Here is a 26,646-nt window from a genome sequence, read left to right as displayed (position 1 = left end):
TGCCGGTCGCGCGCAACGCGGCAGTCGTTCAGGGACATAGCACTACCCCCTTTACCAGGAGAAAACAATGACGATCAAGGTTGGTATCAATGGTTTTGGCCGTATCGGCCGTATGGTTTTCCGCGCTGCCGTTCAGAACTTCTCTGACATCGAAATCGTTGGCATCAACGACCTGCTCGAGCCCGACTACCTCGCATACATGCTGAAGTACGACTCGGTGCACGGCCGCTTCAAAGGTGAAGTGTCGGTCGAAGGCAACACCCTGATCGTCAACGGCAAGAAGATCCGCCTGACCGCTGTCAAGGATCCGGCCGAACTGAAGTGGGACGAAGTCGGTGCGGACGTGGTCGTCGAATCGACCGGCCTGTTCCTGACCAAGGAAACCTGCCAGAAGCACATCGCCGCCGGCGCCAAGAAGGTTGTTCAATCGGCTCCGTCGAAGGATGACACCCCGATGTTCGTGTACGGCGTGAACCACACGACCTACGCGGGCCAGGACATCATCTCGAACGCCTCCTGCACCACCAACTGCCTGGCCCCGATCGCCAAGGTCATCAACGACAACTTCGGCATCAAGCGCGGCCTGATGACGACGGTGCACGCTGCTACCGCCACCCAGAAGACCGTTGACGGCCCGTCGAACAAGGACTGGCGCGGTGGCCGCGGCATCCTGGAAAACATCATCCCGTCGTCGACCGGCGCTGCCAAGGCTGTCGGCGTGGTGATCCCGGAAGTCAAGGGCAAGCTGACCGGCATGGCGTTCCGCGTTCCGACCTCCGATGTGTCCGTGGTCGACCTGACCGTGGAACTCGAAAAGTCGGCCACGTACGAAGAAATCTGCGCTGCTGTGAAGGCCGCGTCGGAAGGCCCGATGAAGGGCGTGCTCGGCTACACCACCGACAAGGTCGTTTCGACCGACTTCCGTGGCGAAGCCAACACCTCGGTGTTCGATGCTGAAGCCGGCATCGCGCTGGACGGCACCTTCGTCAAGCTCGTCGCCTGGTACGACAACGAGTGGGGCTACTCCAACAAGGTTCTGGAGATGGTTCGCGTCGTTTCCAAGTGATTGGCCTGAGCGCATGAACTGACACGGAGCTCCTGGCGCCATAGGCCGCTGGGACCTCCGTGTTTTTTCTGGCCTCGATCTCCGGTCACCGCCCCTCTACCGGTTTGAGTTTGCGCAACGTGCCACGGCACACGCGCAGGCACACTGGCAGTTGCGCAAGCGCCGACGCCATAGAGCGGTGCGCGGCCCCGGATTCTCACCCCTTGAAATCGAGAACATCGCCATGCAATTCAAGAAACTGTCCGATCTGGACCTCGCGGGCAAGCGTGTATTCATCCGCGCCGACATGAACGTCCCGCAGGACGATGCCGGCAATATCACTGACGACACCCGTATCCGCGCCTCGGTGACCGGCATCAAGCTGGCCCTGGAAAAAGGCGCCGGTGTCATGGTGACCTCGCACCTCGGTCGTCCGACCGAAGGCGAATTCAAGCCTGATGATTCCCTGGCCCCCTGCGCACAACGTCTGTCCGAGTTGCTGAACATGCCGGTGCGCCTGGTTCAGAACTGGGTCGATGGCGGTTTCGACGTGAAGCCGGGCGAAGTGGTCGTTCTCGAGAACTGCCGCGTCAACAAGGGCGAAAAGAAGAACAACGAAGAGCTGGCCGCCAAGATGGCGAAGCTCTGCGATGTTTATGCCAATGATGCCTTCGGTACTGCACACCGCGCCGAAGCCACCACGCATGCCCTGGCAATGGCCGCTCCGGTTGCCTGCGCGGGCCCGCTGATGGCCGCCGAACTGGATGCGATCGGCCGTGCGCTGGGCAACCCGAAGCGCCCGCTGGTCGCGATCGTCGCGGGTTCGAAGGTTTCGACCAAGCTCACGATTCTCGACAGCCTCGCAGATAAGGTTGATCAGCTGATCGTTGGTGGTGGCATCGCCAACACCTTTATGGCGGCCTCGGGCCTGCCGGTCGGCAAGTCGCTGATGGAAGCCGATCTGGTACCGGAAGCCAAACGCATCATCGAAAAGATGGCTGCGCGCGGTGCCGGCGTGCCGATCCCGACCGATGTCGTCGTCGCCACCGAATTCAAGGCCGATGCGGCAGCAACCACCAAAGCGGCAGCCGATGTCGGTGCTGACGAGATGATTCTCGACATCGGCCCGAACACCGCTGCGGCGCTGGCTGACCAGCTCAAGGCCGCGGGCACGATCGTGTGGAACGGCCCGGTTGGCGTGTTCGAGTTCGAACAGTTCGCCGGCGGTACGAAGGCAATTGCCGACGCGATCGCCAACTCTGAAGGTTTCTCGATCGCTGGCGGTGGCGACACCGTGGCTGCGATCGGCAAGTTCGGCATCACCGACAAGGTCAGCTACATCTCGACCGGCGGCGGTGCCTTCCTCGAGTTCCTCGAGGGCAAGACCCTGCCGGCGGTCGACGCGCTGATGAAGCGCGCCGAGGCCTGACGCGGATGAGCGCGGCGGCCTGCGTCGCCGTGCGCATTTGCGGCAGACCTTAACGCTGCAAACTAGAATCAACGGTGCGCGGGAAGTGCGTTGCGGCGCTTCCCGCTCCCGGTTCCTCTCCCCCCTGATGACGGAATGACCGTCATGACATCCCCCCAAAAAGGAGCTCGGATGCAACGCCATACCAAAATCGTCGCCACCCTCGGACCTTCGTCGTCGGATCCGGAAACGCTTGAGCGCATGATCGCTGCAGGCGTCGACGTAGTTCGCATGAACTTCTCGCACGGCAAGCCTGAAGACCATATCGCTCGCGCCAACATGGTTCGCGCAGCGGCCGCCAAGGTCGGTCGTAACGTCGGCATCCTCGGTGACCTGCAAGGCCCGAAGATCCGCGTCGGCAAGTTCGAGAAGAACAAGATCACGCTGGCTAACGGCGCGAAGTTCATCCTCGACGCCACCTGCGAAATGGGTAACCAGGATCGCGTTGGCCTCGACTACAAGGAACTGCCGCGCGACGTTTCGCCCGGCACCATCCTGCTGCTGGACGACGGCAAGATCACGCTGGAAGTGGAAAAGGTCAAGGGCACCGAGATCCACACCAAGGTCGTTCAAGGCGGCGAGCTGTCGAACAACAAGGGCATCAACCGCAAGGGTGGCGGCCTGACCGCTCCGGCGCTGACCGCCAAGGACATGGAAGACATCAAGACCGCCGCGCAGATCGGCGTCGACTTCCTCGCCGTGTCCTTCCCGAAGAGCGCGGCCGACATGTACATGGCCAAGACGCTGATGCGCGCGGCCGGCGGCCATGCGCTGACGATCGCCAAGATCGAGCGTACCGAAGCCGTTGAACTGAAGGCGCTGGAAGAGATCCTGAACTCCTCCGACGGCATCATGGTTGCCCGTGGCGACCTGGCTGTTGAAGTTGGCGAAGCTGCGGTGCCGGCGCTGCAAAAGCGCATGATCCGCATCGCCCGCGAAATGAACAAGCTGACGATCACCGCGACCCAGATGATGGAATCGATGATCTCCAGCCCGGTTCCGACCCGTGCAGAAGTGTCCGACGTTGCCAACGCGGTGCTCGATGGTACCGACGCGGTCATGCTGTCGGCCGAAACCGCCGCCGGCAAGTTCCCGGTTGAAACCGTCGAGGTGATGGCGCGCGTTGCGACCGAAGCCGAGAAGTTCAACCCGATCACGCTCGACCAGCACTTCCTCGACCGTACCTTCAGCCGTATCGACCAGTCGATCGCCATGGCCGCGCTGTTCACCGCGCACCACATGGGCGCCAAGGCGATCGCCGCGCTGACGCAGTCCGGCTCGACCGCGCTGTGGATGAGCCGTCTGAACTGCGGCGTGCCGGTCTACGCACTGACGCCGGATCAGGAAACGGTTCGCAAGTGCGCGCTGATGCGCGAGGTCTACCCGATCCTGACGCCGCCGCAAGACAACGTCGATCGCGAGCGCCTGCTCCGCGATGCCGAAAAGATCCTGCTGAAGAACAAGGTTGTGCAGCCGGGCGACATCGTGGTCTTCACCTGTGGTGACCCGGTGGGCCAGTCTGGCGGAACGAACAGCCTGAAGATCGTCCGTATCGGCGAAAACAGCTGATCCGGATCTCCCCATCCAACCCAGAGATTGGAAGAATCCATGTCCAAGATTTTTGATTTCGTGAAGCCGGGTGTCATCACCGGTGACGACGTGCAGAAGGTGTTCGAGATCGCCAAGGCGAACAAGTTCGCGCTGCCCGCCGTCAACTGCGTTGGCACCGACTCGATCAACGCCGTGCTGGAAGCCGCCGCCAAGGTGAAGGCTCCGGTCATCGTTCAGTTCTCGAATGGTGGCGCACAGTTCATCGCTGGCAAGGGCCTCAAGCTCGAAGGTCAGCAAGCCGCAATCATCGGCGCGATCTCCGGTGCGAAGCATGTGCACGCCGTGGCTGCCGCCTACGGCGTGCCGGTCATCGTGCACACCGACCACGCAGCCAAGAAGCTGCTGCCGTGGATCGACGGCCTGCTCGACGCCGGTGAGAAGCACTTCGCCGAAACCGGCAAGCCGCTGTTCTCCTCGCACATGCTCGACCTGTCGGAAGAGTCGCTGGAAGAGAACATCGAGATCTGCGAGAAGTACCTCGCTCGCATGGCCAAGATGGGCATGACGCTGGAGCTCGAACTGGGCTGCACCGGCGGTGAAGAAGACGGCGTCGACAACAGCCACATGGATCAGTCGGCCCTCTACACCCAGCCGGAAGACGTGGCCTATGCCTACGAGAAGCTGATCAAGATCAGCCCGCGTTTCACCATCGCGGCCTCGTTCGGCAACGTGCACGGCGTGTACAAGCCGGGTAACGTGAAGCTGACCCCGTCGATCCTCGACAACTCGCAGAAGTACGTGTCGGAGAAGTTCGGCGTACCGGCCAAGACCCTGAACTTCGTGTTCCACGGCGGTTCGGGCTCCACGGCACAGGAAATCGCGGACTCGGTGTCCTACGGCGTCATCAAGATGAACATCGACACCGACACGCAGTGGGCATGCTGGGAAGGCATCCTGAAGTACTACAAGGCCAAGGAAGGCTACCTGCAAGGCCAGCTGGGCAACCCGGAAGGCCCGGACAGCCCGAACAAGAAGTACTACGACCCGCGCGTGTGGCTGCGCAAGGGCCAGGAAACCATGATCGCCCGCCTCGAGCAGGCCTTCAAGGAACTGAACGCGGTCGACGTGCTGTAAGCACCCGCACCCGGCTCAGCCGAAAGGCGCCGTCCCGAAAGGGCGGCGCCTTTTTTCTTGGCCGTGCGGCGGGTGACGAATTGCTGCCGCGGCCGAGTTATGGAAAATCCTGACGCGAATTCGCGCCGCAAATCAGCGAGAATGCCGGCCTCGCGATGGGCGCCCCACGGCCTAGCCCATTGACTTCGCCTGCGACATCCCCCCGTTTCGCGGCACACCCACCCTGAAATGGAGTAATCCGATGCCTCTCGTCTCGATGCGCCAGCTGCTGGATCACGCAGCGGAACACGACTACGGCCTGCCCGCCTTCAACGTCAACAACCTGGAACAGGTCCAGGCCATCATGGAGGCCGCGCAGGAAACCGGCAGCCCGGTGATCATGCAGGGCTCCGCAGGCGCGCGTAAGTACGCGGGTGAAGCCTACCTGCGCCACCTGATCCTCGCCGCGCTCGAAACCCACCCCGATATTCCGGTCGTGATGCACCAGGACCATGGCGCGAGCCCGGCGGTGTGCATCCAGGCGATCCGCTCGGGCTTCTCCAGCGTGATGATGGACGGCTCGCTGCTGGAAGACGCCAAGACGCCGTCGAGCTTCGATTACAACGTCGCGACCACGCGCAAGGTAGTTGAACTCGCGCACGCTGTGGGCGTGTCGGTCGAAGGCGAACTCGGCTGCCTCGGCTCGCTCGAAACCGGCCACGGCGAAGCGGAAGACGGCCACGGCGCCGAAGGTGCGCTGTCGCACGACCAGTTGCTGACCGATCCGAACGAAGCGGCCGAGTTCGTCCGCGCAACCGGCGTCGACGCGCTGGCGATCGCAATCGGCACCTCGCACGGGGCCTACAAATTCACCCGCCCGCCCACCGGCGCCGTGCTGCGCATCGACCGCATCAAGGAAATCCACGCCCGCATCCCCAACACCCATCTGGTGATGCACGGCTCGTCCTCGGTGCCGCAAGACTGGCTCGCGATCATCAACGAATTCGGCGGCGACATGGGCAGCACCTATGGCGTGCCGGTCGAAGAGATCGTCGAAGGCATTCGCCACGGCGTGCGCAAGGTGAACATCGACACCGATCTGCGCATGGCCTCGACCGGTGCGATCCGTCGCCATCTCGCGAAGGACGGCAAGAACTTCGATCCGCGCAAGTATTTGCTGGAAGCCAAGAACGCCATGAAGGCGATCTGCAAGGCGCGCTTCGAGGCGTTCGGATCGGCTGGCCAGGCGCAAAAGATCCGTGCGTTGTCGCTCGACAGCATGGCTGCGCGCTACAAGTCCGGCGAGCTGGCGCAGAAGATCGCCTGATTCAGATGCCGACGGTGCGAGGGCGCGGGCACCAAAGCTGGCGCCTCGCAGCACCGCGGGGTGTCGCGCCCCGCCGGGGGGCGGTATAGTCGGGGCGCGCACCCCGCGCGGCCCCTCCCCCCCGGCACACCATGACACCAGTAGGTTCTCCGCTGCACCGCGCCCGCGCGGCATTCAAGTACGGCCTCGAGTGGGTCGAGTTCTTCGGCCTCGCGGTGGTCGGCGTCGCGACATCGATCGCGATGGGTGAAGAAGTCGTCGCAATGTGGCGCAACAGCCGCGTCACACTGACCGATCTGCTGTTGATGTTCCTCTACCTCGAAGTGCTGACGATGATCGCGCAGTACTTCAAGAGCGGGCAGCTGCCGGTGCGCTTTCCGCTCTACATCGGCATGGTGGCCCTCGCCCGCTACCTGATCCTCGACCTCAAGGAGCTCACCGAATGGCGCATGCTGGCCATCTCGGGCGCGATCCTGCTGCTTGCGATCGGCGTGCTGGTGATCCGCTACGGCCATGTGCGCTTCCCGTACAACGAAGACCGCGACACCCCGGCCAAGAAACCCTATGTAAGGGAATGACTCCCGCTCAACGCCCCCCGTGCATGCGGTAGTTCGCTCCCCGCCACGCGGTAAGCCTTGCGCTGCGGCCCTTGCAGGGCTATACGAATGGAATGCGCAGCGCGCATTCCTTCCCTCTGCATCCCCGAACCAGCAAGGAGCTTCCCATGGCGGGCGCCAAACGTGCACTCTGTGTCGGCATCAATCAATTCAAGAACTACCCCGGCGCGCAACTCAACGGCTGCGTGAATGACGTCGCCAGCATGCAGGACATGCTGGTCAAGTACCTGGGATTTCCTGCCGAGAACATCCAGACGCTGACCGATGCGCAAGCGACCAAGGCCAAGGTGATGGGTGCGCTGGGCAAGCTGGTCGACGCGGCAGTGGCCGGGAAGGTCTCGCACCTGGTTTTCAGCATCTCGTCGCACGGCACCCAGGTGCCGGATCTCAATGACGACGAGGCCGACAACGCCGACGAGGCCTTCTGCATGCACGACCTCGCGGAGAAGAACGGCGAATGGGACCGTGACCGCGTGATCGTCGACGATGAGCTGCGCGCACTCTTCGCCAAGGTGCCGAAGACCGTGCTGGTCGAATGTTTCTTCGACACCTGCCACAGCGGCACCGGACTCAAGGCGCTTGACCTGATCCCGACACGCAAGCCGCGCTGGCTGCCGCCGCCTACGCCGATCGCGATCGACAACATGACCGGGCGCAGCGCACCTGGGCTACGCAAGCGGCTCGATGACGCGGGGATCGATCACGCAATCCTGTGGGCCGCCTGCAAGTCGAGCCAGACGAGCGCGGACGCCAAGATCGGCAAAGCCTATGCGGGGGCATTCACCTACTACCTGACTGCGCGGATCAAGACGGCCAAGGGCCAGATCAAGCGCAGCGATCTGCTCAAGCAAGTGCGTGACGACCTCAAGGCCAATCGCTATACCCAGGTACCAGAACTCAACTCCGACCGCGCCACCAAAACGCGCCAACTCGGCACCTGAGCGCAGCTCGGCAGGCAAACGAACGGGGGCGCGCTTCGGCGCGCCCCGTCGCTTGATGGCAGGCAAGGCGCCGGCACCCGCGCCGGATCAAGCTCGCATCTCCCCCAAAACAGAGCACACAAAATGGCCTTGATCCGACTGGACGAACCCACCGTCCGCCCCAAAACACCGCCCAAGGGTTTTGCCTTGTTCGCCTTGGGCTTCCGCCCCTTCTATCTGCTTGCAGCGCTGTTCGCCACCTTGGCAGTACCGCTCTGGCTGGCGCAGTTTCACGGCCTGCTGCCCGCGCCGCCGTGGATGCCCGGTCTGTTCTGGCATGCGCACGAAATGGTCTTCGGTTTCGCGGTTGCCGTGATCGTCGGTTTTCTCTTAACCGCAGCGCAGAACTGGACCAGCCTGCCGACGGCGAAGGGCGCCCCGCTCGCAGCCCTCGCCGCGATCTGGCTGCTTGGCCGCATCGGCATCTACGCGGCCCCGCCGCTCCTGGCCGCCGTTCTGGACCTGGCCTTCCTGCCGCTCGCCGCGGTGTCGCTTGGTCGAGTCTTGTGGCGCGCGAAGAGCCAGCGAAACTATTTCACCGTCGCGCTGCTGCTCGCGCTCACGGTGGCAAACGGGCTGTTCCACGCCAGCGTGCATGGCCTGATCGCCGCAGATCCATTGACCGTAATGCACGCAGCGCTTGCGCTGGTGATGATGCTGGTCACGATCATCGCCGGGCGCATCGTGCCGAGCTTCACCGCGAACGCGTTGAAAGGGGTGCGGCAATTCCAGAACGACCAGATCAACGCCTGCGCGATCGGCTTTACCGGCTGCGCGTTGGCGCTGTCGGTGGGAGGCGCCAACGCCGCGCTGACCGCCATCGTCGCGCTGCTCGCGGCAGTCTTGCAGGCGATACGCACTTGGGGCTGGAACCCGTGGGCCACGCGCAAGACGCCTCTGCTGTGGGTGCTGCACCTCGGGCACCTGTGGCTGCCGGTTGGCCTGACACTGCTCGCTGTCGCGGCCCTCGGCTGGATTCCGCAATCGCCCGCATGGCATGCCTTCGGCTTTGGCGCGATGAGCGCGCTGATCCTCGGCATGATCACGCGCACAGCACTCGGTCACACCGGCCGCCTGCTGCTCGCCGGCCGCAGCGAGACGGCCGCCTATGCGCTGCTGCACGGCGGCGCCTTGATTCGCGTGATCGGGCCGCTGGTGCTACCCGGCGCAATGAGCGCGGTGCTGGGCCTTGCAATGCTGTGCTGGAGTGGTGCTTTCGCGCTGTACCTGATCAGGTATGCGCCAATCCTGATGAACCCGCGTGTGGACGGACGTCCGGGGTGAAAAAGGTTGGGGGGATCGGGTGAGGAGCGAAACCCTCACCCCCCATAAGGGATTGGAGATGCACCTGAGTGTCGTTTTGGGCTGAGCACCACGCGGCACCCGACAAGGACCGAGCAGCCCTCAGCCCCGGGAACGACGGCCCCGATTCAGTTGTGTTGCGCGTCGTGGCGCTGGCGCCAGATGTGACGCGACTGGCGGTTATCCGTGCTCACCACGCGGCGCTGCTCACCTGCACCGACGTAACCATCGCTGCCAGCGCGCGCCAGCTTGCGATCGCCCGATGCCTGCTGGCGCTCCATACGTCCCGCTTCATGGGTCGTCAGGCTGCCGTCGGCCAGGCCGTTGCGGATCCGCGTCTGTTGATTGATGTCCCGCGAGACATCGGCCTGCATGCGTTGGCTCGATACCGAGTTCGGATTGCCACGTTGCGCATCGTGCTTTTCGCTACGGATCAACTCGCTCTCGGCGTTCTGCGCCTGCTTGATGCGTGCCGCTTCCTTGCTGCTGACCTGACCATCGCGCGAGGCATGCGCCTCCATCTGCTCGATCTTCGATTGCTGCTTCTCAAGGCGCGCAGCCTCGCGGGTATTCAGCGAGCCACTCTGCAGGCCTTGTTCGATACGTTCTTGCTGTTTGACGTTGCGGTCCACCGCCGTCGTGTCGGCCGCCATCGCAGCGACAGCAGGGAGGCCGGCGAGCAGCACGGCCAACAGGCGAAGCGTCGTGATCATTCGAGTCTCCTTGCGCAGTGCGCGGGTTTGTTGCCGTTTCGCTGACACCGCCTACCCGGTCGTCATCGCGTGACTGCATCGTGCCCGAGCGCCGCCCGGCAGGCGTTTCGCGGGCGTGAGGCATTGCAACGCTTTGTAAGCGCCGTGGTACGGTATGCCGCATGAAGAGCCTGAAACACATTAGCCTTGCAATCACCCTCATCGGCATGCTGGGCCAACCCGTCCGCGCCGCACTGCCGGATGACGTTACCCGCGCGCTGCGCGCCGGCAACATTCCAGAGTCCGCGGTGTCGCTATGGGTTGGCGCACCGGACGGCGGAAAGCCGCTGTGGGCGCACCGCGGAGATACGCCACGCAACCCCGCGTCCGTGATGAAGCTGCTGACCAGCCTCGCGTCGCTCGAACTGCTGGGGCCGGCGTGGACATGGAAGACGGATGTGCTCACGCGCGGCACGCTGAACGCCGGGGTCCTCGACGGCGACTTGATCCTGCGCGGCGGCGGCGACCCCTTCCTGACCTGGGATCGGCTGGGCGGCCTGCTGCGCGATGTGCGCAGCCGTGGCGTACGCGAAATCCACGGCGACATCCTGCTCGACCGCAGTCTGTTCTCGCTGCCACCGCACGACCCGGCGGCCTTCGATGGCCGCGCGGTGCGCGTCTACAACGCGGCGCCCGACGCGCTGGCGGTGAACTTCAACGCGATCACGCTGCGGATCAGCCCGCGTGCGGACGGTGGCGTGGACGCCGTGCCAACGCTGCCGTTTGCCGGCCTGCAAGTCGAGAACAGTCTGCGCGCACAAGCGGGCGACGGCTGCCCCAGCTGGCGCGATCTGGTCGCGCCGGAAATCACCGCCAAAGGCGAATCAGTGAATGTGCGCCTGCCCGGCCGCTTCCCCACTGCATGTGGCGAGAAGATGCTCAACCTTGCTGCGCCCGATCCGGTGCTGATGGCCAATGGCGTGATCCGCGCGATCTGGCAGGAGCTGGGCGGCCGCTTCTCCGGCCATGTGCGGAGCGCCGCCACCCCGGCCGACGCAAGCCTGCTGACGAGCTGGCAGTCACCGCCGCTGGCCGATGCGCTGCGTGAGACGGACAAGTACTCCAACAACCTGATGGCGCGACAGATCTTTCTGAGCCTCGCGCTGCTGGATGGCGCTGCGCCCGCAACACCCGAGGCGGCAGCGACGCGCCTGCGCGCATGGATGCCCACGCGCGGTCTGGATCCGCAGCAGTGGGTGATCGAAAACGGCTCCGGGCTCTCGCGCCAGGAGCGCAGCACCGCAGCACAGCTCGGCACGCTGCTGCGCGCGGCCTGGATGAGCCCGCGCATGCCTGAATTCATGGCCGCGCAGCCAATCATTGGCATCGATGGCACGATGAAGAAACGCCTGCCAGGCACCGCGGTGGCCGGACGCGGCTATGTGAAGACCGGAACGCTGGACGGCGTAAAAAGCGCCGCCGGTTATCTGCTGGATGCGCGCGGGCGCTGGATCGCATTCGCGTGGCTGATCAACCACCCGAACGCCGACGCCGGCGATGCAGCGCTGGAAGCCCTGCTGACACGGCTCTACGCCGCCGAGTAGCAGGCCTGCCCCAGCCGGCCTACTTTGCGAGCTGCGCGAACACCGCCATCAGTTCCGCGTCGCCCATGTCGCGGGCAGACGCCAGCTCGCCGGCCGAGGTCGCATGGCGCAGCTTTCCTTTCGCATCGAGCACCGCAACCGCGGGGATGCCCTTCTTGCTCGGGTTGCCATAGTCAGCGGCCACATCCTGATTGCGGTCCCAATTGCCAATATCGACCTTGGTGACGACGTACTGCCGGGAGACATGCTGGGCGAGTGAGCCCTCGCCCATCTTGCGCGCGAGCTCGCGGCAGTCCTTGCACCAATTGGCGCCGAATACCAGCAAGACATGCTTCTTCTGCTGTTTGGCCTGCTTGAGCGCGGCGGCAATATCCGCTCGCGCATTGGCGGCTTCGTCGTAGGGCATCGTGTCAGCCGCCCGGGCTGATGAACCGAGGCAGGCCAAAAGGATGAACAGATTCAGGGCGAGGCGTGAGGCGCGTAGCATGTCGGCTTGCTTCATATCGGCTGCAAAGCGCCAATCTAGCACCGCAGGGTATCCGCAAGGAGAGCAGGAAATGGAATACCGTCGTCTCGGCCGCTCCGGCCTGCAAGTGAGCCAGCTCTCGCTCGGCTCCTGGGTGACCTATCACAACCAGGTCGACACACGCGCCGCCCGCGAACTGATGGCCGCGGCCTTCGACCATGGGGTGAACTTCTTCGATAACGCTGAGGCCTACGCCGGCGGGCAGTCAGAAACGATCATGGGCGCCGCCCTGCGCGAGCTGGGCTGGTCGCGCGTGAAGTACGTGGTGTCGACCAAGTTCTACTGGGGTTTGTCGGAGGGGCCGAACCAGCGCAACACGCTCAACCGCAAATACCTGCGCCAGGCAATTGACGGATCGCTGCAGCGCTTCGGGCTCGACTATGTCGACCTCGCGTACTGCCACCGCCCCGATCCGAACACGCCGATCGAAGAGACGGTGTGGGCGATGCACGACATGGTTGAGCAGGGCAAAGCGCTGTACTGGGGCACCTCGGAGTGGGCCGCTGACGAGATCCGCGCAGCGTGGGAGATTGCCGAACGCCACCATCTGCACAAGCCGGTAGTGGAGCAACCGCAATACAACCTATTCCACCGCGCGCGCGTCGAGAAGGAATACGCACGCCTGTACGACGACATCGGCCTCGGTCTGACGACCTGGAGCCCGCTCGCCTCGGGGCTCCTGACCGGCAAGTACCGCGATGGCGTGCCGGCCGGCAGCCGCGGCGCGCTGGAATCCATGGCCTGGCTGCGCGATGCGCTGACCGACCCCGCCAAGAACGCCATCGTCGATCGCTTCGTAGCCTTTGCGAGCAACGTGGGCTGCACCCCGGCACAACTGGCGATTGCATGGTGCAGTGCGAACCCGCGCGTATCGAGCGTGATCACGGGCGCCTCATCCGTCGCCCAGTTGCAGGACAACCTCGGCGCGCTCGTCGTCTTGCCCAAGCTCGATGCCGACACGCTGCAACAGCTCGATGCGCTTTTCCCAAGCATCTGAGCGAGGCGCCGCATGGCTGGATTCAATCTGAGCACTCGCCGTGGCGCCAGCGTCCTGATCGGGCTCGCGCTGCTGGCACTCGGCGCCTGTGGAGGCGGCGGCAGCGATAGCACTGCGCCGGCGCCGTCACAACCGGACCCCGCCCCGCCTGTAAGTGGACGTTGGGTGCCTGCATTGAGCGACACCTGGCAATGGCAGCTCAACGGCAGCCTGAACACCAGCTACGTTGCCAGCGTCTATGACGTCGACCTGTTCGACACCCCGCAAACCACGATCGACGCCTTGCATGCGCAGAACCGCAAGGTGGTGTGCTACTTCTCGGCGGGGAGCGGCGAAGACTGGCGGCCGGATTACGGCGGCTTCGCGGCGGCCGACCTGGGTGCCGCGCTGGCCGGCTGGGCGGGCGAACGCTGGCTCGACACGCGTTCGGCGAGCGTGCGCAGCGTCATGGCGGCGCGCCTGGATCTGGCCGTCAGCAAACGATGCGACGGCGTGGAGCCGGACAACGTGGACGGCTACGCCAACACGAGCGGCTTTCCGCTGAGTGCCGCGACGCAGCTGAACTACAACCGCTGGCTGGCGGCGCAGGCGCACACCAGAAAGCTCGCCATCGCACTGAAGAACGATCTGGAGCAGCTGCCGGACTTGCAGGGCGACTTCGACTTCGCGATCAACGAAGAGTGCTTCGCGCTCAATGAATGCAGCGCGTACGCGAGCTTCATTGCGCTCGGCAAGCCGGTGTTCAACGCCGAGTACGCGTCGCGCTATCAGCAGAACACCAATGGCGCGCGCACGGCCCTGTGTGCCGCGGCACAACAGGCGCAGATCCGCACCCTGATACTCGCGCAACAGCTCGACGACAGCTACCGCTACGCCTGCCCCTGAACCAAGCGCGTGATCAGGCTTCGCAGCGTTCGAGCGAGAGCGCGGCGAAGCGCGCCTGCAGTGCGGCGAAAGGCAGGTCGCGCCCGATCAGAACGATGCGGTTGTCGCGCTGCTCGCCATGCGCCCATTCGCGACCGTAGTCGAAGCCAGCAATGCGATGCACGCCCTGGAAGATCAGCCGGCGTGCCTCGCCTGCAATCGACAGGATGCCCTTGTAGCGCAGCAGGTCGTTGGCATGCGTTTCGATCAGCGATTCCACAAAACCCGACACGGCGTCCAGATCGAGTTCGCCGTCGGCTTCCAGCACCACCGAGCCGATCGCGGCATCGTGACGCGGCGCCTGGATGCCCTCGGCGCTGGCGGCACTGCGCACGAAACGATGCACCGGCTTGCGCGGCGGCAGACCACGCTCGTCGAGTGAGAATCCGCCAATGTTCAGCAGATCGCGCCACTCCTCGTCAGCGGTGCCCGCACGCAGCAACGGGGCGCGCGCGTTGATGTTGCGCAGGATCGGGAGCAGTGTGCTGGACGCCGCCGCATCCGCGCAGTCGCCCTTGGTCACCAGCAGGCGATCGGCGTAGGCCACCTGGGCACTGGCAACGCGCTCACGCTCCAGCTGCGATAGCGCATGGCAGGCGTCGACCAGCGTGATGACGCCGTCCAGCGCGTAGCGATCGCGCAAGGTCTCGTCCCAGAAGAAGCTCTGGATCACCGGGCCCGGGTCGGCCAGGCCAGTGGTTTCGATGACGAGCCGGTCGAACGCGATCAGCCCCATGTCGCGCCGCTCTGCAAGATCGACCAGCGCGGCGGCCAACTCCCCCTGCACGCTGCAGCAGATGCAACCGTTCGACAGCTCCACGATGGTGCTGGCGCCAGGGCCGACCAGATCGCCGTCGATACTTTCGGCGCCGAACTCGTTCTCCACCACCGCAGTGCGTTGTCCGTGCGGTGCCGCGAGCAAGCGGTTGAGCAGTGTCGTCTTGCCGGCACCGAGAAAGCCGGTAAGCAGGGTGACGGGAATGGGCGTGGTGGTCGGGTTCATGGCGGTTTCCTTTGCGGAGTGCGCGCGGGTCTGCATCGCGGCCGGTGCAGACCCCCGAGCGCTCGGGGGGTGTTCAGCGACTCAGCAACACTTGCCGTTGCCCTTCGCACCGAAGCGGGCGTCCTGACGTTCGCGGAAGAATTCCTCGTAGGTCATTGGCGTCTGCTCAGGATGCGTCAGGCGCATGTGCTGAACATAGGTGTCGTAGTCGGGCTGGCCCACCATCAGGCGGGCTGCCTGACGGAGGGTTTGCCCCATGCGAGCGAGGTCGCGAAACATCGTTCGCCTGTTTCTGTTACGCAGCGCTGGCCGGCATCGGCTGGTAGGCCGATTCCTGCGCGGTCGGATGCGTGATGCGGTAGGCGCGCATTGCGGCGCGGATGCCGAACACCAGCACGGTCAGCACCACGAAGATGAAGAGGCCGCACAAGCTAGCGTCGACATAGTCGTTGAAGATCACCTGCTGCATCTGCTCGATGCTCTTCGCCGGCGCCAGCACTTCGCCGCGCTCGGCCGCACCGCTGAACTTGGCGGCATGGGCGAGGAAGCCAACCTTCGGGTTCTCGCTGAAGATCTTCAGCCAGCCGGCGGTCAGCGTGCAGGCAAGCAGCCAGATCGTTGGCACGACGGTGACCCAGGCATAGCGCTCGCGCTTCATCTTCACCAGCACCACCGTCGCAAGGATCAGCGCCACAGCAGCGAGCATCTGGTTCGCCACACCGAACAGCGGCCACAAGGTGTTGATGCCGCCAAGCGGGTCGACCACGCCCTGGTAGAGGAAGTAACCCCATGCCGTCACGCAGAGCCCGGTGGCGAGCAGGTTGGCGACGAGCGACTCAGTGCGCTTGAGCGAGGGTACGAAGGTGCCCAGCAAATCCTGCAGCATGAAGCGGCCCGCACGCGTGCCAGCATCGACCGCGGTCAGGATGAACAGCGCTTCGAAGAGGATCGCGAAGTGGTACCAGAAAGCCATCATCGCCTTGCCGCCGATCGCGCCGGAAAGAATCTGCGCCATACCGACGGCGAGCGTCGGCGCGCCACCGGCACGCGAGATGATGGTCTTCTCGCCAACATCGGCCGCTACCTGCGTGAGCATCTCCGGCGTCACGACGAAGCCCCACTGCGAGATCGCCACCGCGGCGGTTTCCGCAGTCTTGCCAAGCACCGCGGCCGGGCTGTTCATTGCGAAGTACACCCCCGGTTCGACGCAAGACGCGGCAACCAGCGCCATGATCGCGACGAAGGATTCCATCAGCATGCCACCGTAGCCGATGAAGGCAGCGTGCTTCTCGGTTTCAAGCAGCTTCGGCGTGGTGCCGGACGAAATCAGCGCATGGAAGCCGGACACGGCACCGCAGGCGATGGTGATGAAGAGGAAGGGGAACAGCGGGCCTGCCCACACCGGGCCGGTGCCATCAACGAACTTGGTCAGCGCAGGCATCTTCAGATGCGGCGCAACGAACGCGATACCGATCGCCAGCCCCATGATCGTGCCGATCTTGAGGAAGGTGGAGAGGTAGTCACGCGGCGCGAGCAGCAGCCAAACCGGCAGCACCGAGGCGATGAAACCGTAGCCGATCAAGAGCCAGGTGAGTTGCTTGCCGTCGAAGGTGAACATCGGGCCCCACGTCGGGCTCGCCGCCACATCGCCGCCGAACACGATGGCGGCCATCAGCAGCACGAAGCCGACGATCGAGATCTCGCCGATCTTGCCCGGGCGGATGAAGCGCAGGTAGATGCCCATAAAGATCGCGATCGGGATCGTCGCAGCCACCGTGAAGGAACCCCAGGGCGAGTCCGTCAGCGCCTTCACCACGATCAGCGCGAGCACCGCGAGGATGATCACCATGATCATGAAGGTGCCAAACAGCGCCACCACACCCGGGATCGGCCCGAGCTCGGACTTGATCAGGTCGCCGAGCGAACGGCCATCGCGGCGCGTCGAAATGAACAGCACCATGAAATCCTGCACCGCACCGGCGAAGATCACGCCGGCGAGAATCCACAGCATGCCCGGCAGGTAGCCCATCTGCGCTGCGAGCACCGGGCCGACGAGCGGGCCGGCCCCTGCAATGGCCGCGAAGTGGTGGCCGTAGAGCACGTATTTGTTGGTCGGCACATAGTCCAGACCGTCGTTGTGTTTCCAGGCCGGCGTCATGCGCGAGCCATCAACACCGACCACCTTGTTGGCGATGAAGAGGCCGTAGTACCGGTAGCCAATCAGATAGACCGAAACCGCGGCCACCACCACCCACAGGGCGTTGATGGTCTCGCCACGGCTCAGCGCGACAACAGCAAGTGCGGATGCACCGAGCAGGGCTAGTGCGGCCCAGCCGAGGTGCGGCAGAAAGCGTTTCATGGTCTCCTCCAGTGCTGGCCCGAACAGAAGCCGCATGGGTTATCGATATCAGTCGACGTCAGCGCTCTAACTGCGACGTTGGCTTAAGTATCGATAAGCGGATTTGATTGCACATCCGCAGGACTACCGAGGCTCACTACGTAGCCTTACGTAGGAAGCAACCCTGATGGCAACACGCCGCGCCTGACAATCGTCGAGGCACCACGAGCACTTCGTCATAGAAAACCCCGCCAAAACAACCGTCAAAAACGGTGCTTCGGGCGGGGGCATAGAAGCTCAGCAAATTGAGGCGGCGGAGGCTCAGTCAGGTGGCATCGATGTCGACGATCTCCTCGCAGGTGCTGTAGTTGTTGTCGTACGCGCCGGGGTTACCACTGGTATGGATCAGTCGGTAGAAATGATGGTCGCTTTTCACGCCGCCTTCGCCCAGCTTGTAGATATGGACGATGCGCTTCTTCATGTCGATGCCGTTTGCATTGAAGCAGTAGTACTTAGCGCCCCACCAGCCGTTCGGAAGTCGCCGTTTGTTCTGATAGGCATACAGACCGAAACCCTTCACGTCGTAGTCAAAGCCACTGTGAAACCAGCCCGCCGGGGGTACCTTGTCGAGAGGGTAGTCGCTCGAGCGCGCCTTGCCATCGCGCAGGTCGAGCACGAGTTGCTGGTTCATCGATCCGATCTGGTTCCATTTCACGGTTGGCATTGGCTCTTCTCCTTTGAACGGGGTTGGGGGTACGACAGCTCTGATCATGCAGGATAGATAGGCTGCATGGCGACGGGCAAGGCGACTTGCGAAGTGCCAGGTGTGCGGTTTGCACTGCGCCGGTCGCCGTCGAAGCATCGGCCGCCCTGTCTACGGCTGGGGCGCGGGGATTGCGATTCTGTGCTTCGGTGCTATAACCGGTCGATCACCAAGCCGCACCCACCGCATGCAACTCCGTCTGAAAGTCCTGATCCTTGCGGTCGCCCCGCTGCTGCTTGCCATTGCCGCGGTGGCGGCTGTCGTGCGTATCGAGTCACGGGCGCTCGCCGAGGCAGAGTTGGCGGCGGTCGAGCCGGTACTGGTGGCCGCGCGCAAAGCCGAGTTGCAGCACTACGTCGAACTGGCGCTCGGCGCGCTGACCCATCTGCACAACCAGGGCGATGATGCAGCGGCGCGCACCGCCGCGCTGGCAACGCTAGCCAAGCTGGACTACGGACGCGACGGCTACTTCTTCGTCTATGACATGGGTGGCCGCAACCTGATGCACCCGCGCCAGCCCGAACTGGTGGGGCAAGATCTCTGGAACCTGCGTGATCCGCAGGGCACGCCGACGATCCAGCGGCTGGTCGCGCAAGCGAAGGCGGGCGGCGGATTCGTCGAGTTCATGTGGCAACGCCCTTCCACCGGAAGGCTCGAACGCAAGCTCGGCTACGTGGCGCTGGAGCCCAAGTGGGGCTGGATGGTCGGCACCGGCATCTACCTCGATGACCTGGCCGAAGCCCGCGCGCGAATCGACCGCGAAGCCTCGCGCGCAATCAACGCCACGCTGGGCGTGATCGCCGGCATTGCCGTCATTGCCGCGCTGCTGGTGGCGGTCGGCGGGCTTGCCCTGAACCTGTCGGATCAGCGCGACGCCGAGGCGCGCATGCGCGCACTCGCCCACCAGGTGGTGCGTTCGCAGGAAACCGAACGCGCCCGCGTCGCGCGCGAACTGCACGACGGCGTCAGCCAGTGGCTGGTGTCGGTGAAGTACATGTTCGAGTCGGTTCAGGTTCGCCTGGAAGCACTCAAGCACGACGACCTGGCGCCGGTGGCTGAGTCCCTCGCGCGTGGCATCACCCGCCTGAACGAAGTGCTGCGCGAGATACGCCGCATCTCGCACGGCCTGCGCCCCGCCCTGCTCGACGACCTGGGCCTCGCTCCCGCACTGTCTCAGATCGTCAACGAGTTCGGCTCCCGCACGCAGATCGCAGCGCAGTGCGACGCCGACCGCGACATCGCGCTCCCGGAAGCCGTGGCGACAGCGCTCTTCCGGGTCGTGCAGGAAGCCCTGGCGAATATCGAACGCCATGCCGGCGCGCACACGGTCCGGGTTGCGCTTTCAAGCGCTGACGGCGGGGTCCGCCTGCGGGTTTCGGACGACGGCAAAGGGTTCGACCTCGACGAGGTGCACGAACACCCTCGCGGCGGCCTTGGGCTCTCCAGCATGCGCGAGCGGGTGGAAACGCTGGGCGGACGTTTCGACTTGCGTTCCGGCCCGGAGGGCACGACGATTGAAGCCCTGCTTCCCGAATCTGCGCTACGGCCCTGACACGATGTCCCATCCAACCGGCGGTTCTTCCTCCATCCGCATCCTGCTCGTCGACGACCACCCGCTGGTGCGGGATGGCGTGAGGGCAAGGCTCGAAGCAGTGCCTGGCTTCCGCGTCGTCGCCGAGGCCGGCTCGGCAGCCGAAGCGCTGACGATGGTCGAACAGCACGCGCCCGATATCGCGCTGATGGATGTCGGCCTGCCGGGCACCAATGGCGTGGAACTCGCCCGCCAATGCCACGAGCGATTCCCCGCCCTGCGCATCGTGATGCTGACCATGCACGACCAGCCGCAGGTAGTTGTCGAAGCCTTTCGCGTCGGCGCCCGCGGCTATGTACTGAAGGACAGCCCGGCGCAGGAGATCGTCTCCGCCATCGAAACAGTGATGGCCGGCCGCCGCTACTACTCGGCTGGCGTGGCAGACGCGCTGGCACACGGGGCAACGCCCGACCCCCTGCTCACGCAGCGCGAGAAGGAAGTGCTCGCCTTCATTGCGGAAGGCCTGTCGAGCAAGGAGATCGCTCAGCGGCTGGATCTATCGGTGCGCACGGTCGAAACGCATCGGCTCAACATCAAACGCAAGCTGGAACTCGACGGTTCCGCCGCACTGGCGCGCTTCGCAGTCGAACGCAAACGGACCGGGCTGTAAGCCAATCAACGGCCGACGAAATGCGTGGGCCGCAGCAGCTCGATCTTGAACTCCGGTTCGTACGGGGGCACGTGGCATTCAACGACGTCGCGGTCTGACAACTGCAAACACAGACCGACGACTTCGGCCTTCACCGGCAACGACGCCACACAGCGATCCGCCAACACCGCCGCATGAACCGCTGCAGCGCCACGCTGCGTGAGGTAGCCGACAACGCGGGCGAGTGAATGCCCCTGGTAGAGCACGTCATCCACCACCAGCACCGTCGCGCTTGAAAGATCACGCGCAGAAAACTCGGTGTTCTCGGTCAGTTGCGTGTCGGCGTGCAACAGTGCCAGATCGTCCCCGTAGCGCTTGAGTTTGATCTCGTAACGCGGCAGCGCCAGGCCGTAGATGGCCTGCAGACGCGCTTGCAACATCGCGGACAGCGGCCCGCCGCGCCGAAGGATGCCGAGCAACAGCGGATCGTCCGCCCCGGCGAGCAGCGGAAAGGCCTGCGCCGCCATCCAGTCGATCACCCGCTCAAGGCGCGGCGCATCGTAAAGCGTGAAGCGTTCCCCCTGCACCGTGGTATCCATAGCGGCCCTCCAGCCCGTCTGCGCGCTATAACCCGAGCGCACCCCACATGGCGTCCACCCGTTGCTTCACGGCAGCATCCATCTCGATCGTGCGACCCCACTCGCGCTGCGTTTCACCCGGCCATTTGTTGGTGGCGTCCAGGCCCATCTTGCTGCCGAGCCCCGCCACCGGTGAAGCAAAATCAAGGTAGTCGATCGGCGTGTTGTCGACCAGCGTGGTGTCGCGCGTCGCATCTACCCGCGTGGTCATCGCCCAGATCACTTCTTTCCAGTCGCGCACGTCGACATCGTCGTCCACGACGATGATGAACTTGGTGTACATGAACTGGCGCAGGAAGCTCCAGATACCGAACATCACGCGTTTGGCGTGGCCCGGGTAGGCCTTCTTGATGCTCACCACCGCCAGACGGTAGGAGCAACCCTCCGGCGGCAGATAGAAGTCGACAATCTCGGGAAACTGCTTCTGCAACAGCGGCACGAATACTTCGTTGAGCGCGAGCCCGAGCATCGCCGGCTCATCCGGCGGTTTACCGGTGTAGGTGCTGTGGTAGATCGGGTTACGGCGCATCGTGATGCGTTCGACCGTAAACACCGGGAAGTCCGATACCTCGTTGTAGTAGCCGGTGTGGTCACCGTAGGGGCCTTCGGGCGCCATATCATCGGGGTGGATCACGCCTTCAAGCACGATCTCGGCCGAGGCGGGAACCTGCAACTCGGAGCCGAGGCACTTCACCAATTCGGTCTTCGCCCCCCGCAACAGGCCGGCGAACTGGTACTCGGACAGGCTATCGGGCACAGGCGTCACCGCCCCCAGGATGGTCGCCGGATCGCAGCCGAGCACCACGGCAACCGGAAATGGTTTTCCCGGATTTGCTTGCTGATGTTCGCGAAAATCCAGCGCGCCACCTCGATGCGCCAACCAGCGCATGATGACCCGGTTAGCTCCGAGCACCTGCTGGCGGTAGATGCCCAGGTTCTGGCGCTGCTTCTGCGGGCCGCGCGTCACGACCAGTCCCCAGGTGATCAGGGGCGCAGCATCACCCGGCCAGCAGTGCTGGATCGGCAGACGCGACAGGTCGACGTCCTTGCCCTCCCATACGACCTCCTGACACAGCGCAGACCCGACGACCTTCGGCGACATGTTCATCACCTGCTTGAAGATCGGCAGCTTCTCCCAGGCATCCTTAAGCCCTTTCGGTGGCTCGGGCTCCTTAAGGAAGGCGAGCAGCTTGCCCACTTCGCGCAAGGTCGTCTTCCAGTCACCGTCCTCGCCCATGCCATAGGCCACGCGCTGCGGCGTACCGAAAAGGTTGGCCAGAACAGGCATCGCGCACGTGCGCCCCTGCGTGTGCGCATTCTCGAACAAGAGCGCCGGACCGCCCGCACGCAAAACGCGGTCGGCAATCTCGGTCATTTCAAGGTGTGTATCCACCGGATGGGCGATGCGCTTGAGCTCGCCGCGGCTTTCGAGTTGCGCAATGAAGTCGCGCAGATCCTTGTAACGCATCGCAGTTGGCGTCTTTCAAACTGGGTCCGATATGGCCGCGATGATACCGCCGGGGCTCCACGTACGCCGCGTGGGCGTCGACGGATTTTCTTACACCGCATTTGTCGCAACCGACAAACAGAACAAAACCCTCAACAATTTCAATTAGATAGAAGACAAACCACGGCTGGCACGAAGACTGCTTATACCTCTGCGAGTCAGGACATCGTCCTGCCAACCAACGACAACGAGGCTAAATCGTGAAAATGAAATCACTCGCTGCCGCCATCCTGCTGATCGGCGGTGCTGCAATCTCGACGGCCGCAAGCGCCGGCGCAGTCATCACCAACGGGACCGTCAGCCTTGGCGTTAACGACTTGGGCGCACTGAACTACGGCGGTGTGGGCCTCAAATTCAACGCTACCGGCTACGACAGCACGGTCTACGGCTGCACCTGCGAAGGTTGGGGCGCAGCGATCGCGTCGACCGGCGCCGCTGGCTACCAAAACACGTCCGTCGGTACCGGCGGTCTGAGCCTGGTGTCCTTCACCTCCACCGCGTCGACCGCCATCTCGGTGTCGCGAGTGCTAAGCGCTTCCGGCGCAGCCGTTCTGGAAGTAACGCACAACTATCACCCGATCGCCGGCACCACTGCGCTTTACGCAGATGATGTGACCATCAAGAATCTGCAAACGTTCGCGATCGCTTCGGGCGACCTGCGGTATCGCCGCGTGATGGACTGGGACATCGGCCCGACCGCGTTCAACGAGTTCGTGACGATTCAAGGCGTGCCGGGCGCGCTGGGCATCGCCAACGGCAGCAACCTGCTGCACACGACGCGCGATGGTTTCTCGTCTTCGAACCCGCTGGCCTCCAGCCACCGCCTGCTTGGCGCGACTGCTTGCGCACAAGACGATGCGAACTTCACCGACTGCGGCCCGGATGACCACGGCGCGCTGTTCGACTTCAACTTCGCAGCGGTTGGCGCGGGTGAAAGCATCAAGTTCACCACATACTACGGTGCAGCATCGACCGAAGCCGGTGCTGATCTTGCTCGCCGCATGGTCGATGGCGACGCATCCGACGTTGAAATCGGTATCTACTCGTATGGCCAAGCCAACGTAGCCGGCGGCCCGACGACTGGTGTGCCGAACACCTTCATCTTCGGCTTCGGCGCCTCGGGTGGTGTGTTCATCCCGCCGGGTGGCGATGTTCCGGAACCGGGCAGCCTCGCGCTGGCCGGTCTGGGCCTTGCCGGTCTGGCAGCTGCACGCCGTCGCCGCGCGAAGTAAGTTTTCGCTGTAGCACGCACAAGTACCCCTTTCCGGTTTCCGGAAAGGGGTATTCTTTTTTTGTGTCCAGCCTCCCGCCAACAAATGAAACTCCGCCATCTCGCCGTCTTGCTCGCCAGCCTGACGCCACTCGCATCGCTCGCAACGCCGATTCATAATTTTCTCGACATCCAGCCGCGCTCAGCCGCCAAGGCGACAACGCCGCTCGATAAGGGTTATGACGCGTTGAACGAAGGGAAGTACGACCAGGCGAGGCAGTTGTTCAGTGAAGCCGCGAAGGCGGAGCCCGCCAATCCCCTGCCCTTGCTTGGGCTGGCTGACATCGCACGCCTGCAGCACAAGGACGCTGAGGCCAGCGACTGGGTGAAGAAAGCCTACAAAGTCGCCCCGCAGTCTGTGGACTCCCTGGTCGCGATGGCGCGCCTGAGCATGGCCACGAAACAGTGGAAAGAGGCCGAGCGTTTTGCGCTCGAAGCCGCTAAAGCCGGCCCCACTGCGGCAGCCCCTCAACTGGATCTGGGTGAGCTGTACCTGAACGTCCTTCACAAGCCGGATCTCGCGGCAGAGGCGTTCCGAAAGGCGTCAGAACTGAAGCCAGACCATGCTGGCGCGCGTTTTGGCCTCGGGATGGCATTGCTCGCGAAGCAGAACCCTGCCGACGCAACGCGCGCCATGAATGAGGCGGTGCGCCTGGCGCCGGAGAACCCGTTGTCGTACTACGGGCTCGGCCAGGCGGAAGCGGCACGGGGTGACTACCGGGCTGCAGCACGTGCCTTTGACCGCGCGGTGGCACTTGATCCGAAATTTGGCTCCGCGATGGTCGCAGGGGCGGACGCCCGGCAAGCCTCTGGCGACATGAAGGGGGCCGTCGAACTGATCGACAAAGCCGCCACGGTTGATCCGAATTCGGCCCAAGTCCGATTCAAGCAGGGGATGCTGCATCACGCCGCCGGCGACGCTGCCGGTGCCTATGCTGGCTACCTGGCGGCGATCAAGGCCGATCCGAAGTTCGTGCTCGCCTACAACAACGCAGCCGCGCTGGCTGCGTCGCGCAAGGAACGTCTTGACGACGCCCTGGCCTGGGCGCAAAAAGCCGTGGCGCTGTCGCCGAACGAGAACACCTATCTGGATACACTCGCCGGCGTCCAATTGGCACGTGGCAACCGCGCCGAAGCGACCAAGCTACTCGAGAAGATCGCCGCCTCGGAGCACCCTCAGGCCGACTCGCTCTACCAACTCGGGCTGTTGCGGCAAGCGGCAGGGCTCAACAAGGAAGCGGTGCAGGCCTATCGCCGGGCCTTGCAGATCGACCCGGCGTTTGCGGGCGCCCGCGATGCGAACACGCGCATCGCGCAGCTCGATACGAAACGCTAAACCTCAGTGCGTCCCGCGCAGGGCGTAGTCAAGTACTAGCCCGACGAACACGGCCGCACCAAACCATGTGTTGTGCAGGAAGGCCTTGAAGCACAGGGCACGATCGCGTGCCCTGATCAAGGTGTAGTGGTACACCGCGATGCCGGCTGCCAGCGCGAGCCCCAGGTTGAAATAGACACCACGCTGGAACAACCAACCGACCCAGGCGAGCAAGCCGATCGTGGCTGCATAACAGATCATCACGGCCGCCACATCGAAGCGGCCAAAGGTGATGGCGGAAGTTTTGATACCGATCTTCAGATCGTCAGGTCGATCAACCATGGCGTACTCGGTGTCATAGGCGACCGACCAGAATACGTTCGCAAGCAGCAGCCACCATGCAACCGCGGGCACTTCGTTCCAGAGCGCCGCGAACGCCATCGGAATGCCGAAGCCGAAGGCGACGCCCAGGTAAGCCTGCGGAATCGCGAAGAAGCGTTTCGTGAACGGATAGCTCGCTGCCAGGAAGACCGCCGGCACGGACATGTACCAAACCAAGCGCTCCAACGGCAGGATCAAGCAGAAGGACAGCACCGCCAGCACCGCCGCAAGGACCAGCGCTTCACCCGTGCCGATCGCGCCGGTTGCAAGCGGGCGCTGTGCCGTGCGCTCGACGTGACCATCAAAGTCGCGGTCTGCGTAGTCGTTGATCACGCAGCCGGCTGACCGCATCAGCACGGTGCCGAGAACAAAGATCCAAACCACCCAAAGACTCGGCTTACCAGCCCCGGCGAACCATAGCCCCCAGAGCGTCGGCCACAACAGCAACAGAATCCCGATGGGTTTGTCGAGCCGCATCAGGCGTTCATATGTACGCAGGCGTTCGTACAGGTTCACTTGAAAAGCCTCGGAAGCGTCGGCAAAAAGACCTCGGTTACAAGAATCGGGCGACCAGCGCGCTTGAACACGCTTCGACGCGCCCACAATGCTCCGTTCGGCGCGACACCGCTCGCCGCGATCGCGCGTTGCCAGCGCGGATCCCGCGCATCGAGCGCCTTGAGATGCAGTTGCCCGCGCTGTACCGAGCGATCCGCGAACAGTACGGCCCCGAGCGGACGGGTACCGAGCCCCGCGACGAGGTGCCACGCGCCGCGCAGATGCTGGGGCAGAACCACCGAATGGGCGAACACGACCGGCACACCATCGGCACACAGCAGCACTTCCCGCACAAGCGCCGACGCATGCCAGCGCAGACCGATCAGACGGCGTTCATCCGGCAACGGCAGACCGAGGCGTTGCTGCAGGACGCGAACCTCAAACGCGTCACAGCGGGCACGGATACGGGCGGTCAGCGACCCCCTGCCAGTAAGCCAGGTTCGCATCTCGCTGCGCGGGACACAGGGCGTGTTCGCCAGCCAGCGCTCGTGACGCGGATGGCGCAAGTTTCTAGGCATCATGCTGGGCGCGGATGATACCCGGATGAGCG

At 64.0% G+C, this 26,646-nt stretch carries 25 protein-coding genes; 15 read left to right on the top strand and 10 right to left on the bottom strand.

The features are described 5' to 3' along the window. Window positions 1-67 precede the first annotated feature (67 nt). The 8 genes from gap (at window position 68) to HH302_RS20430 (ending at window position 9,385) form a co-directional block, all read left to right on the top strand. The gene (gene gap, locus HH302_RS20465; protein WP_172204601.1) at window positions 68-1,066 is read left to right on the top strand and encodes a type I glyceraldehyde-3-phosphate dehydrogenase; all 999 of its coding nucleotides are present in this window, start codon (window positions 68-70) and stop codon (window positions 1,064-1,066) included. A 223-nt stretch (window positions 1,067-1,289) separates the two neighbouring features. Continuing rightward, on the top strand, window positions 1,290-2,474 hold the full coding sequence (locus HH302_RS20460) for a phosphoglycerate kinase (protein WP_172204599.1): 1,185 nt from the start codon (window positions 1,290-1,292) through the stop codon (window positions 2,472-2,474). Window positions 2,475-2,645: 171 nt separating this feature from the next. Then, complete coding sequence (gene pyk, locus HH302_RS20455) at window positions 2,646-4,082, top strand: pyruvate kinase (protein WP_172204597.1); 1,437 nt, start codon at window positions 2,646-2,648, stop codon at window positions 4,080-4,082. Between the two features lie 39 nt (window positions 4,083-4,121). Further along, window positions 4,122-5,198, top strand: a complete 1,077-nt coding sequence (fbaA, locus tag HH302_RS20450) for a class II fructose-bisphosphate aldolase (RefSeq protein ID WP_172204595.1) — start codon at window positions 4,122-4,124, stop codon at window positions 5,196-5,198. A 241-nt stretch (window positions 5,199-5,439) separates the two neighbouring features. After that, a complete protein-coding gene (gene fba / locus HH302_RS20445; protein WP_172204593.1) occupies window positions 5,440-6,504 on the top strand; it encodes a class II fructose-bisphosphate aldolase in 1,065 nt (354 codons plus the stop codon). Window positions 6,505-6,635: 131 nt separating this feature from the next. After that, the gene (locus HH302_RS20440) at window positions 6,636-7,082 is read left to right on the top strand and encodes a phosphate-starvation-inducible protein PsiE (protein ID WP_172204591.1); all 447 of its coding nucleotides are present in this window, start codon (window positions 6,636-6,638) and stop codon (window positions 7,080-7,082) included. 146 nt (window positions 7,083-7,228) lie between these two features. Continuing rightward, the gene (locus tag HH302_RS20435) at window positions 7,229-8,062 is read left to right on the top strand and encodes a caspase family protein (protein ID WP_172204589.1); all 834 of its coding nucleotides are present in this window, start codon (window positions 7,229-7,231) and stop codon (window positions 8,060-8,062) included. 123 nt (window positions 8,063-8,185) lie between these two features. Beyond that, window positions 8,186-9,385, top strand: coding sequence for an NnrS family protein (locus tag HH302_RS20430; RefSeq protein ID WP_172204587.1), 1,200 nt, complete (start codon window positions 8,186-8,188; stop codon window positions 9,383-9,385). 146 nt (window positions 9,386-9,531) lie between these two features. Here the strand turns inward: HH302_RS20430 and HH302_RS20425 are convergent, their stop codons facing one another. Then, entirely contained in the window at window positions 9,532-10,116 is a 585-nt protein-coding gene (locus HH302_RS20425) for a hypothetical protein (RefSeq protein WP_172204585.1), read from the bottom strand. Between the two features lie 161 nt (window positions 10,117-10,277). Between HH302_RS20425 and dacB the strand changes: the two genes are divergently transcribed. Continuing rightward, window positions 10,278-11,699 carry a D-alanyl-D-alanine carboxypeptidase/D-alanyl-D-alanine-endopeptidase gene (gene dacB, locus HH302_RS20420; protein ID WP_172204583.1) on the top strand — a complete coding sequence of 474 codons (1,422 nt, stop codon included), beginning with the start codon at window positions 10,278-10,280 and terminating at the stop codon, window positions 11,697-11,699. A gap of 19 nt (window positions 11,700-11,718) precedes the next feature. Here the strand turns inward: dacB and HH302_RS20415 are convergent, their stop codons facing one another. Further along, on the bottom strand, window positions 11,719-12,201 hold the full coding sequence (locus HH302_RS20415) for a thioredoxin family protein (RefSeq protein ID WP_216662003.1): 483 nt from the start codon (window positions 12,199-12,201) through the stop codon (window positions 11,719-11,721). 55 nt (window positions 12,202-12,256) lie between these two features. Between HH302_RS20415 and HH302_RS20410 the strand changes: the two genes are divergently transcribed. Next, window positions 12,257-13,222: an aldo/keto reductase gene (locus tag HH302_RS20410; protein ID WP_172204581.1), complete on the top strand. Its 966-nt coding sequence runs from the start codon at window positions 12,257-12,259 to the stop codon at window positions 13,220-13,222. A gap of 12 nt (window positions 13,223-13,234) precedes the next feature. After that, complete coding sequence (locus HH302_RS20405) at window positions 13,235-14,107, top strand: endo alpha-1,4 polygalactosaminidase (RefSeq protein WP_172204579.1); 873 nt, start codon at window positions 13,235-13,237, stop codon at window positions 14,105-14,107. A gap of 13 nt (window positions 14,108-14,120) precedes the next feature. Here the strand turns inward: HH302_RS20405 and HH302_RS20400 are convergent, their stop codons facing one another. The 4 genes from HH302_RS20400 to HH302_RS20385 form a co-directional block, all read right to left on the bottom strand. After that, entirely contained in the window at window positions 14,121-15,149 is a 1,029-nt protein-coding gene (locus tag HH302_RS20400; protein ID WP_172204577.1) for a GTP-binding protein, read from the bottom strand. 81 nt (window positions 15,150-15,230) lie between these two features. Continuing rightward, window positions 15,231-15,428: a YbdD/YjiX family protein gene (locus HH302_RS20395; protein WP_172204574.1), complete on the bottom strand. Its 198-nt coding sequence runs from the start codon at window positions 15,426-15,428 to the stop codon at window positions 15,231-15,233. A 16-nt stretch (window positions 15,429-15,444) separates the two neighbouring features. After that, window positions 15,445-17,508 carry a carbon starvation CstA family protein gene (locus HH302_RS20390; protein WP_172204572.1) on the bottom strand — a complete coding sequence of 688 codons (2,064 nt, stop codon included), beginning with the start codon at window positions 17,506-17,508 and terminating at the stop codon, window positions 15,445-15,447. A 304-nt stretch (window positions 17,509-17,812) separates the two neighbouring features. Next, entirely contained in the window at window positions 17,813-18,211 is a 399-nt protein-coding gene (locus tag HH302_RS20385; protein WP_172204570.1) for a hypothetical protein, read from the bottom strand. 226 nt (window positions 18,212-18,437) lie between these two features. On the opposite strand from HH302_RS20385, the gene HH302_RS20380 reads away from it, so the two are divergent. Next, window positions 18,438-19,802, top strand: coding sequence for a cache domain-containing protein (locus tag HH302_RS20380; protein WP_172204568.1), 1,365 nt, complete (start codon window positions 18,438-18,440; stop codon window positions 19,800-19,802). A 4-nt stretch (window positions 19,803-19,806) separates the two neighbouring features. Next, window positions 19,807-20,451, top strand: a complete 645-nt coding sequence (locus tag HH302_RS20375; RefSeq protein ID WP_172204566.1) for a response regulator transcription factor — start codon at window positions 19,807-19,809, stop codon at window positions 20,449-20,451. A gap of 5 nt (window positions 20,452-20,456) precedes the next feature. Here HH302_RS20375 and HH302_RS20370 read toward each other — a convergent pair whose 3' ends face one another. Both HH302_RS20370 and ubiD read right to left on the bottom strand, forming a co-directional pair. Beyond that, entirely contained in the window at window positions 20,457-21,029 is a 573-nt protein-coding gene (locus HH302_RS20370; protein WP_172204564.1) for a phosphoribosyltransferase family protein, read from the bottom strand. Window positions 21,030-21,054: 25 nt separating this feature from the next. Continuing rightward, window positions 21,055-22,536 (bottom strand): 4-hydroxy-3-polyprenylbenzoate decarboxylase, encoded by a 1,482-nt coding sequence (gene ubiD, locus HH302_RS20365; RefSeq protein WP_172204562.1) that lies wholly within the window; start codon window positions 22,534-22,536, stop codon window positions 21,055-21,057. 245 nt (window positions 22,537-22,781) lie between these two features. Here ubiD and HH302_RS22560 point away from each other — a divergent pair, with 245 nt between their 5' ends. Continuing rightward, window positions 22,782-23,807, top strand: a complete 1,026-nt coding sequence (locus tag HH302_RS22560) for a PEP-CTERM sorting domain-containing protein (protein ID WP_253946260.1) — start codon at window positions 22,782-22,784, stop codon at window positions 23,805-23,807. A gap of 84 nt (window positions 23,808-23,891) precedes the next feature. After that, window positions 23,892-25,181: a lipopolysaccharide assembly protein LapB gene (locus HH302_RS20355; protein WP_172204560.1), complete on the top strand. Its 1,290-nt coding sequence runs from the start codon at window positions 23,892-23,894 to the stop codon at window positions 25,179-25,181. A 3-nt stretch (window positions 25,182-25,184) separates the two neighbouring features. On the opposite strand, the gene ubiA is transcribed toward HH302_RS20355, so the two are convergent. After that, window positions 25,185-26,057: a 4-hydroxybenzoate octaprenyltransferase gene (gene ubiA, locus HH302_RS20350; RefSeq protein ID WP_172204558.1), complete on the bottom strand. Its 873-nt coding sequence runs from the start codon at window positions 26,055-26,057 to the stop codon at window positions 25,185-25,187. Continuing rightward, a complete protein-coding gene (locus tag HH302_RS20345) occupies window positions 26,054-26,617 on the bottom strand; it encodes a chorismate lyase (RefSeq protein WP_172204556.1) in 564 nt (187 codons plus the stop codon). Before HH302_RS20345 ends, ubiA begins: the two co-directional genes overlap by 4 nt. Between the last annotated feature and the right edge of the window lie 29 nt (window positions 26,618-26,646).

This window comes from Niveibacterium sp. COAC-50 (assembly GCF_013184235.1).
Lineage (GTDB): Bacteria > Pseudomonadota > Gammaproteobacteria > Burkholderiales > Rhodocyclaceae > Niveibacterium > Niveibacterium microcysteis.
The sequence above is the reverse complement of the archived record's forward strand: the minus strand, read 5'-3'. Positions and strand labels throughout refer to the sequence as shown.

What these genes read in the sequence shown, in the direction of transcription:
- HH302_RS20375 (WP_172204566.1), top strand. Translation starts at nt 19,807, where the DNA reads ATGTCCCATCCAACCGGCGGTTCTTCCTCCATCCGCATCCTGCTCGTC.
- gap (WP_172204601.1), top strand. Translation starts at nt 68, where the DNA reads ATGACGATCAAGGTTGGTATCAATGGTTTTGGCCGTATCGGCCGTATG.
- HH302_RS20440 (WP_172204591.1), top strand. Translation starts at nt 6,636, where the DNA reads ATGACACCAGTAGGTTCTCCGCTGCACCGCGCCCGCGCGGCATTCAAG.
- HH302_RS20370 (WP_172204564.1), bottom strand. Translation starts at nt 21,029, where the DNA reads ATGGATACCACGGTGCAGGGGGAACGCTTCACGCTTTACGATGCGCCG.
- HH302_RS20380 (WP_172204568.1), top strand. Translation starts at nt 18,438, where the DNA reads ATGCAACTCCGTCTGAAAGTCCTGATCCTTGCGGTCGCCCCGCTGCTG.
- dacB (WP_172204583.1), top strand. Translation starts at nt 10,278, where the DNA reads ATGAAGAGCCTGAAACACATTAGCCTTGCAATCACCCTCATCGGCATG.
- pyk (WP_172204597.1), top strand. Translation starts at nt 2,646, where the DNA reads ATGCAACGCCATACCAAAATCGTCGCCACCCTCGGACCTTCGTCGTCG.
- HH302_RS20395 (WP_172204574.1), bottom strand. Translation starts at nt 15,428, where the DNA reads ATGTTTCGCGACCTCGCTCGCATGGGGCAAACCCTCCGTCAGGCAGCC.
- fba (WP_172204593.1), top strand. Translation starts at nt 5,440, where the DNA reads ATGCCTCTCGTCTCGATGCGCCAGCTGCTGGATCACGCAGCGGAACAC.
- HH302_RS20410 (WP_172204581.1), top strand. Translation starts at nt 12,257, where the DNA reads ATGGAATACCGTCGTCTCGGCCGCTCCGGCCTGCAAGTGAGCCAGCTC.
- HH302_RS20425 (WP_172204585.1), bottom strand. Translation starts at nt 10,116, where the DNA reads ATGATCACGACGCTTCGCCTGTTGGCCGTGCTGCTCGCCGGCCTCCCT.
- HH302_RS20435 (WP_172204589.1), top strand. Translation starts at nt 7,229, where the DNA reads ATGGCGGGCGCCAAACGTGCACTCTGTGTCGGCATCAATCAATTCAAG.
- HH302_RS20405 (WP_172204579.1), top strand. Translation starts at nt 13,235, where the DNA reads ATGGCTGGATTCAATCTGAGCACTCGCCGTGGCGCCAGCGTCCTGATC.
- HH302_RS20390 (WP_172204572.1), bottom strand. Translation starts at nt 17,508, where the DNA reads ATGAAACGCTTTCTGCCGCACCTCGGCTGGGCCGCACTAGCCCTGCTC.
- HH302_RS20385 (WP_172204570.1), bottom strand. Translation starts at nt 18,211, where the DNA reads ATGCCAACCGTGAAATGGAACCAGATCGGATCGATGAACCAGCAACTC.
- HH302_RS20460 (WP_172204599.1), top strand. Translation starts at nt 1,290, where the DNA reads ATGCAATTCAAGAAACTGTCCGATCTGGACCTCGCGGGCAAGCGTGTA.
- HH302_RS22560 (WP_253946260.1), top strand. Translation starts at nt 22,782, where the DNA reads ATGAAATCACTCGCTGCCGCCATCCTGCTGATCGGCGGTGCTGCAATC.
- HH302_RS20345 (WP_172204556.1), bottom strand. Translation starts at nt 26,617, where the DNA reads ATGATGCCTAGAAACTTGCGCCATCCGCGTCACGAGCGCTGGCTGGCG.
- ubiD (WP_172204562.1), bottom strand. Translation starts at nt 22,536, where the DNA reads ATGCGTTACAAGGATCTGCGCGACTTCATTGCGCAACTCGAAAGCCGC.
- fbaA (WP_172204595.1), top strand. Translation starts at nt 4,122, where the DNA reads ATGTCCAAGATTTTTGATTTCGTGAAGCCGGGTGTCATCACCGGTGAC.
- HH302_RS20415 (WP_216662003.1), bottom strand. Translation starts at nt 12,201, where the DNA reads ATGAAGCAAGCCGACATGCTACGCGCCTCACGCCTCGCCCTGAATCTG.
- HH302_RS20430 (WP_172204587.1), top strand. Translation starts at nt 8,186, where the DNA reads ATGGCCTTGATCCGACTGGACGAACCCACCGTCCGCCCCAAAACACCG.
- HH302_RS20400 (WP_172204577.1), bottom strand. Translation starts at nt 15,149, where the DNA reads ATGAACCCGACCACCACGCCCATTCCCGTCACCCTGCTTACCGGCTTT.
- HH302_RS20355 (WP_172204560.1), top strand. Translation starts at nt 23,892, where the DNA reads ATGAAACTCCGCCATCTCGCCGTCTTGCTCGCCAGCCTGACGCCACTC.